We start from the raw sequence: 6,693 nt of genomic DNA, 5'->3' as shown, positions 1-6,693 counted from the left end.
AGGACGCCGCTTACGGGACGCGGCGAACAGCCCCTCGGCCGCCAGCGTGGCCTTGAGCTGTTCGAGCCGGGCCAGCAGCGCACCGGCACCGAGCGGGCGAATCTCAACAACCGCAAGGGCCAGCGTGCCTCGGCCGGGGTGGAACGACGGCTTGCCCCACACCACGACGCGGGCCCCGTCGACGAGCGCCGGCCCCACCGCGTCGCACACCGCGCGCGGGCAGGTGACCCGCAGGGACACGTCGGCCACCGGGTCCCGCAGGGTGAGGAAGACCGTTCCCATCCCGGGACGGCGGACGATCCCGGTCACCTGCCCCTCGACCCACACTCGCCCCAGCCGGTTGATCCAGTCTCCCAGCGCGCGCGACACGCTGCGGACCGGCAGCGGCTGTTCCGGGGACGATGTCAGTGCCACCCGGGCACCGTAACCTCGCCCTCCAGCCTCGCCCTACAACAGTCGGCGGCCCTCGTCACGGCCGGACCGGACGATGTCGCCATCGGGTGATGCATCGCCTAGCCGACTTCCCGGCCGCCGGCCGCCGCGTAGACTCCCACCCATGGGCCGGGTCCTTCTTGCCAAACCGCGCGGCTACTGCGCTGGTGTCGATCGAGCCGTCGTGACCGTGGAGAAAGCACTAGAGCTGTACGGTTCACCGGTCTACGTACGCAAACAAATCGTTCACAACCTTCATGTCGTGAAGACGCTGGAGGCCAAGGGTGCGATCTTCGTGGACGAAACCGACGAGGTGCCGCACGGCGCCACCGTCGTGTTTTCAGCCCATGGAGTAGCACCAACGGTGCACGAAGAGGCTGCGGCGCGCGAGCTCCGCACAATCGACGCCACGTGCCCGCTGGTCACCAAGGTGCATTCTGAAGCCAGGCGGTTCGCCCGCGAGGACTACGACATCCTCCTCATTGGCCACGAGGGCCACGAGGAGGTCGTCGGCACCACCGGGCAGGCTCCGGACCGCATCCACCTCGTGGACGGGCCCGAGGACGCCGCCGGGGTGAAGGTCCGCGATCCGAAGCGGGTGGCCTTCCTCTCCCAGACCACGCTGTCCGTCGACGAGACGATGACGACGGTCGACGCGCTGCGCGAGCGATTCCCGCACCTGCAGGGTCCACCGAGCGACGATATCTGCTACGCCACGCAGAACCGCCAGGTCGCCGTCAAGGAGATCGCCGGCGCGGTCGACCTGGTCATCGTCGTCGGCTCGCGGAACTCCTCGAACTCGGTCCGGTTGGTCGAGGTCGCGCTCGACGCCGGCGCGCCGGCCGCCTACCTCGTGGACGACTCCACCGAGGTGGACCTGAGCTGGTTCGATGGTGTCGAGACCGTCGGGGTCACCAGCGGCGCATCGGTGCCGGAGGAGCTCGTCACCGGCGTGATGGCCTGGCTCGCCGAGCGGGGCTTCACCGATGTGGAGGAGGTCACGTCCGCGGACGAGCACCTTCTCTTTGCGTTGCCGCCGGAGCTTCGCCGGGAGATGCGTACCCGCGAGCGCGCCGCCAGCTGAGCCCGGACCGCCCCTCACACCAGACTCGTCGGAGCCGCCCTTCCCCGCATTGCGCCGAAGCCCCCGACGTTCCCCTATAGCCATTCTCACTGTCCCCGCATCACGCCGAAGGCCCCCGAGGCTCCCCCAGGAACCTCACCGAAGGCGAGGTAACGGAAACCCCGAACGGCGCCCTATGCCAGGGGTCCCCGCATTGCGCCGAAGGCGCCATGCGGGGCAGGCCCGACATGTCCTAAGGTCGGCCCTGGGGCCGCGTCCAGGCGGCATCTCGCCGGGACGCGGCCCCAGTGTGCGGTACAGGGCACGGGCAGTACAGGTCAAGGGCGACGAGCATCGGGAGAACGGGCGCATGAGCGAGCAGGAATACCGCATCGAGCACGACAGCATGGGTGACGTCCGGGTACCGGTCACGGCCCGGTGGCGGGCCCAGACACAGCGGGCGGTGGAGAACTTTCCCGTCTCCGGCCAGCGGATCTCCCGCGCGCACATCGCGGCGCTCGCCCGGATCAAAGCCGCCGCCGCGACGGTGAACGCCAAGCTGGACGTGCTCGACGCGGACATCGCCGAGGCGATCGCCGACGCGGCCACGGAGGTGGCCCGTGGTGACTGGGACGACCAGTTCCCCCTGGACGTCTTCCAGACCGGCAGCGGCACCTCGTCCAACATGAACACCAACGAGGTGCTGGCCTCGCTCGCCTCCGAGCGCCTCGGCCGCCCGGTTCACCCGAACGACCACGTCAACGCCTCGCAGTCCTCGAACGACGTCTTTCCCTCATCGATCCACATCGCCGCCACCCAGGGCATCGTCGGCGACCTGATCCCGGCCCTGGAGCACCTTGCCACCGCGCTCGGTCGCAAGGAGACCGAGTTCGCCGACGTCGTGAAGTCCGGCCGGACCCATCTGATGGACGCGACCCCTGTGACACTCGGCCAGGAGTTCGGCGGGTACGCCGCCGCGGTCCGGCTCGGCGTCGAGCGCCTGCAGGTGGCACTGCCCCGGATCGGAGAGCTGCCGCTCGGTGGGACAGCCGTCGGGACCGGCATCAACACCCCGCCCGGCTTCTCCGCCGCGGTAATCGAGGAACTGTCCGCCAGCACCGGTCTTCCCCTGACTGAGGCACGCAACCACTTCGAGGCGCAGGCCTCCCGGGACGGCCTCGTCGAGGCGTCCGGCGTGCTGCGGGTGATCGCCCTCTCGCTCTACAAGATTGCCAACGACCTGCGCTGGGCCTCGTCCGGCCCACGAGCCGGGCTCGGCGAGATCCGACTGCCCGACCTCCAGCCCGGATCCTCGATCATGCCCGGCAAGGTCAATCCGGTCATTCCCGAGGCGGTCTGTCAGGTCGTCGCCCAGGTCGTCGGCAACGACGCGGCGGTCGCGTTCGGCGGATCAGCCGGGAGCTTCGAGCTCAATGTCATGCTGCCGGTGATCGCACGTAACCTGCTGGAGTCGATCCACATCCTGTCGACGATCAGCCGGCTGTTCGCCGACCGTTGCATCGACGGCATCGTCGCCGACGTCGAACGCTGCCGCCGCTACGCCGAGTCCTCCCCCTCCATCGTGACGCCGCTGAACAAGTACATCGGCTACGAGGAGGCCGCGAAGGTCGCCAAGATCTCGCTCGCCGAGGAGAAGACCATTCGCGAGGTCGTTCTCGAGCGCGGTTACGTTGAGGCGGGCAAACTCACCGAGGCACAGCTCGACGCCGCGCTCGACGTGCTGTCGATGACCCACCCGTAGCCGAAGCTCGTCGGGCGGCCTCTCCCCCGACCGTCGCGTCTCCCGGACACCTCCGTGACCCACGGGGGTGTCCCGTCCCGACAGCGCGACCCGACAGGCGGCGACCGACGGCGCGGCGGGAGCCGTGGAAGACCCCCCAGACAGCCTCCACGACCCCCGCTAGAGGTTTAACGGGCCGGCGGCGGATTGGTTACGGGTGGCGGGTGCCTCAATTTCACCTGCCGGCACGACGGCCCGGCCCGACAGCAGGGTCCGACGGCCCGGCGGCGGGGGCCCGGCGGCCTGGCGGCGCAAGTCCTCGACAGGTTCCCACCAGTTGGACTCGAAAAGCTCTCAACCGGAACCACACCGGCACATATGGCGGGCATGACGGCACACCTCGGCCATCACAGACGGGTTCGCGACACCTACCTCGAGTGATAATCCGCAGGTGAAGCGACTCCCGAGAAATTTCCCAGAAGAAATGGACGTAACAAGCACGGCCAACGTGCCGACCCGACCCGTCCGGCCGGATAGCCTCGGGTTCACCGGAGACCGATAGATTGCGGGGGATGTGACGATGTTCGACTACGACGTCCTCGTCATCGGATCCGGGCCGGGCGGGCAGAAGGCCGCGATCGCAGCGGCCAAGCTCGGCCGACGGGTCGCGATCGTCGACAAACGGGAAATGATCGGTGGTGTCAGCATCAACACTGGCACGATCCCGTCCAAGACGCTGCGGGAAGCGGTCCTTTATCTGACCGGCATGTCACAGCGTGAGCTGTACGGGTCGAGCTACCGGGTAAAGGATGGCATCACCGTCGGTGACCTCTCGGCGCGGACCAGACATGTCATCAGCCGCGAGATCGACGTGATTCGCAACCAGCTCAGCCGTAACCACGTCACCCTGCTGACCGGACTGGCCAGCTTCGTCGATCCGCACACCGTGAACGTGCGGGCGGGCGGCGAGGACACCGAGGACCGCCGGATCCAGGCGGAAAGAATCATCATCGCCACGGGCACCCGCCCGGCGCGGCCGGACACGGTCGACTTCGACGGACGGACTGTCGTCGACAGCGACCAGATCCTGGCCCTGGAGAAACTGCCCCGGTCGATGGTCGTCGTCGGCGCCGGTGTGATCGGTATCGAATACGCCTCGATGTTCGCCGCGCTCGGCACGAAGGTGACCGTCGTCGAGCGCCGTGACCGGATGCTCGACTTCTGCGACCTCGAAATCGTCGAGGCGTTGAAGTACCAGCTCCGCGATCTTGCGGTGACCTTCCGTTTCCGCGAGTCGGTCGTCTCCGTGGAACGCCACAACGGCGGTACCCTCACCCTGCTCGAAAGCGGGAAGAAGCTCCCGGCGGACACGGTGATGTATTCGGCCGGGCGGCAGGGGCTCACCGACATCCTCAACCTTCCGGCGGCCGGCCTTTCCGCGGACAACCGCGGCCGGATCAAGGTCGGCTCGGACTTCCGCACGGAGGTCGACCACATCTACGCGGTCGGCGACGTGATCGGATTCCCCGCTCTCGCGGCGACGTCAATGGAACAGGGACGTCTCGCGGCCTACTCCGCCTGCGGCGAGGACGTCAACGCCATGCGGGCCGAGCTGATGCCGATCGGGATCTACACGATCCCGGAGATCTCCTATGTCGGCAGCACCGAGGACGAGCTGACCGAGCAGGCCATCCCGTTCGAGGTGGGCATTGCCCGGTACCGGGAGCTGGCCCGCGGAGCCATCCTCGGTGACTCGTACGGGATGCTGAAGCTACTGGTCAGCCCAGACGACCGGCGCCTTCTCGGGGTACACGTCTTCGGTACAGGAGCCACCGAACTCGTCCACATCGGACAGACTGTGATGGGCTGCGGCGGCACCATCGACTACCTCATCGACAGCGTCTTCAACTATCCGACGCTCGCCGAGTCCTACAAGGTCGCGGCTCTGGACGCGATGAACAAGATGCACGCGGTCGCCCGCTTCAGCGGCTGAATAGGCTCGGCGACATCCCGGTGTTCCACCGTGGTTACACCGGCAGGTGACGCCCCAGGAGCGCCCGTGCCACTCGATCCCGCCAGTCTCGATCTGCCGATCTGCCTAACCTGCGGGATCCAGTACGGTGCGGTCCGGGGCGACTGCCCGGTGTGCGAGGACGAACGGCAGTACGTCGGCTGGGACGGTCAGCGGTGGACCTCGCGGGCACGGCTGCGGGCCGCAGGATACCGCGGGGTACTGCGCCCCGAGGGGGACCGCGTGTTCGGCGTCGGCGCCGAACCGAAGATCTCCATCGGGCAGCGGGCCCTGTTGGTCCGCACGGACGAGGGCAACATCCTCTGGGACTGCGTGCCCTTCCTCGACGACGATCTCGCGGGTCAGGTTGATGCGCTCGGCGGCATCCGCGCCATCGCCGTCAGCCACCCGCACTTCTACGGCGCCATGGTGGACTGGAGTCACGCCTTCGGCGGAGTGCCGATCTACATCCACGCCGCCGACGCCGCCTGGATCGGCCGGACCGGCGATGCGATCGTGCTCTGGTCCGGCGACACCCACCGGATCGGCCCGGGGCTGACCCTCGTCAACGGCGGTGTGCACTTCGCCGGTGGCACGGTCCTGCATTGGGCGGACGGGGAGAACGGGCGCGGTGCGCTGTTCTCCGGCGACATCCTGCAGGTGGTGCAGGACCGGCGGTGGGTGAGCTTCATGTACAGCTACCCGAACTACATCCCGGAACGGCCCGGGGCGGTCCGGCGGGCGGTCGCGCTCCTCGAACCCTTCGATTTCGAGGTCGTCTACGGCGCGTTCTGGCAGGCGATCGTCCGCGCCGGCGGTCGGGCCGCCGTGCGCCGCTCCGCCGAGCGCTATCTGCGGTTCGTGGCGGACGACACGCCCCAGGGACCGGTTCCACCCGAGTCCCGGGCTCCTCGCCCCACGACGTCATAAGCCGACGAAAGGTAAGCCGCTATTACCGGATCGGGCCGGCTAATGGCGGGCAAGCATAGGCTGATCAGGGTGGAGCTGTCCTCGTTCTGCCCGCGCTACCACCATGCCGTCGAGACCATTGGGCGGCGCTGGACCGGGGCCATCGTGCGCGCGATGCTGGCCGGCGCAACCCGGTTCTCCGAGATCACGACGGCGGTGCCCAACCTGTCCGACCGGCTCTGTTCCGTGCGGCTGAGAGAACTTGAAGCCGAAGGGATGGTCAGACGCACCGTCGTCCCGGATACGCCCGCGCGGACCGAGTACCACCTGACCGCGAAGGGAGCGGACCTCGCAGACACGGTCGCGGCCCTCTCCCTCTGGGCCGAGACCTGGCTCCCCGACCCATGCTGCTGACCCGCCCTGGCGGCCCGCCCTGCTGGCCTAGGGCCTGTTTGGGAAGTTCATCGGGGCAGCCATTTGTTGATTCGCGGCGATGGTGGCTGTTGCTTCGTAGCGGACGGCTAGCTTGTTGTAGCG

6 protein-coding genes are annotated in these 6,693 nt (G+C 68.2%); 5 read left to right on the top strand and 1 reads right to left on the bottom strand.

Annotated elements, in window-relative coordinates:
- Positions 1–414, bottom strand: a 414-nt coding sequence (locus ACY45C_RS08865; RefSeq protein WP_462187142.1) for an exodeoxyribonuclease VII large subunit, incomplete at its 3' end; no start/stop codon positions are given.
- Positions 415–556: 142 nt separating this feature from the next.
- Between ACY45C_RS08865 and ACY45C_RS08860 the strand changes: the two genes are divergently transcribed.
- From ACY45C_RS08860 to ACY45C_RS08840, 5 genes are all read left to right on the top strand, one after another.
- Complete coding sequence (locus tag ACY45C_RS08860; protein WP_462187141.1) at positions 557–1,516, top strand: 4-hydroxy-3-methylbut-2-enyl diphosphate reductase; 960 nt, start codon at positions 557–559, stop codon at positions 1,514–1,516.
- Between the two features lie 349 nt (positions 1,517–1,865).
- Positions 1,866–3,257 carry a class II fumarate hydratase gene (locus ACY45C_RS08855; protein ID WP_462187140.1) on the top strand — a complete coding sequence of 464 codons (1,392 nt, stop codon included), beginning with the start codon at positions 1,866–1,868 and terminating at the stop codon, positions 3,255–3,257.
- 559 nt (positions 3,258–3,816) lie between these two features.
- Positions 3,817–5,229 (top strand): Si-specific NAD(P)(+) transhydrogenase, encoded by a 1,413-nt coding sequence (gene sthA / locus ACY45C_RS08850; protein ID WP_462187139.1) that lies wholly within the window; start codon positions 3,817–3,819, stop codon positions 5,227–5,229.
- Between the two features lie 66 nt (positions 5,230–5,295).
- The gene (locus tag ACY45C_RS08845) at positions 5,296–6,177 is read left to right on the top strand and encodes an MBL fold metallo-hydrolase (protein WP_462187138.1); all 882 of its coding nucleotides are present in this window, start codon (positions 5,296–5,298) and stop codon (positions 6,175–6,177) included.
- Positions 6,178–6,219: 42 nt separating this feature from the next.
- Positions 6,220–6,570 (top strand): winged helix-turn-helix transcriptional regulator, encoded by a 351-nt coding sequence (locus tag ACY45C_RS08840; protein WP_462187137.1) that lies wholly within the window; start codon positions 6,220–6,222, stop codon positions 6,568–6,570.
- Positions 6,571–6,693 lie beyond the last annotated feature (123 nt).

This window comes from Frankia sp. CcWB2 (genome assembly GCF_977927585.1).
The sequence above is the reverse complement of the archived record's forward strand: the minus strand, read 5'-3'. Positions and strand labels throughout refer to the sequence as shown.

Coding starts and splice junctions, on each gene's coding strand:
- ACY45C_RS08860 (WP_462187141.1), top strand. CDS start 557: ATGGGCCGGGTCCTTCTTGCCAAACCGCGCGGCTACTGCGCTGGTGTC.
- ACY45C_RS08855 (WP_462187140.1), top strand. CDS start 1,866: ATGAGCGAGCAGGAATACCGCATCGAGCACGACAGCATGGGTGACGTC.
- sthA (WP_462187139.1), top strand. CDS start 3,817: ATGTTCGACTACGACGTCCTCGTCATCGGATCCGGGCCGGGCGGGCAG.
- ACY45C_RS08840 (WP_462187137.1), top strand. CDS start 6,220: ATGGCGGGCAAGCATAGGCTGATCAGGGTGGAGCTGTCCTCGTTCTGC.